Consider the following 667-nt stretch of genomic DNA (forward strand, 5'->3'; position numbering starts at 1 on the left):
TGAGCCGGCCACGACAGCACGCGAGACGCTCCCCTCTCGATGAGAGCCCGGAGCCGCTCTTTAACAATCGATCAGGTAATTCATGTGGGCGCTTGTCGGGATGTCGGTGACCAGTCACTGAAACATTCAAGGCAAGCGACTCGTCAAGGACCTTCGGGTCTTTTTGAGAACGTTTGACCCTTGAGCCAAGTTTGGTGCTCTTAAGGCACTGATGATTTTAAACTGAAGAGTTTGATCATGGCTCAGATTGAACGCTGGCGGCAGGCCTAACACATGCAAGTCGAGCGGAAACGATGGAGCTTGCTCCAGGCGTCGAGCGGCGGACGGGTGAGTAATGCATAGGAATCTGCCCGGTAGTGGGGGATAACCTGGGGAAACCCAGGCTAATACCGCATACGTCCTACGGGAGAAAGCAGGGGCTCTTCGGACCTTGCGCTATCGGATGAGCCTATGTCGGATTAGCTAGTTGGTGAGGTAATGGCTCACCAAGGCGACGATCCGTAGCTGGTCTGAGAGGATGATCAGCCACATCGGGACTGAGACACGGCCCGAACTCCTACGGGAGGCAGCAGTGGGGAATATTGGACAATGGGCGCAAGCCTGATCCAGCCATGCCGCGTGTGTGAAGAAGGCTTTCGGGTTGTAAAGCACTTTCAGTGAGGAAGAA

At 55.0% G+C, this 667-nt stretch carries 1 rRNA gene; it reads left to right on the forward strand.

Annotated elements, in window-relative coordinates:
- Positions 1 to 219: 219 nt before the first annotated feature.
- A 16S ribosomal RNA gene (locus tag HALO32_RS00015) occupies positions 220 to 667 on the forward strand; the annotation flags it as partial.

The sequence above is a fragment of the Halomonas lysinitropha genome (assembly GCF_902500215.1).
GTDB lineage: Bacteria > Pseudomonadota > Gammaproteobacteria > Pseudomonadales > Halomonadaceae > Halomonas > Halomonas lysinitropha.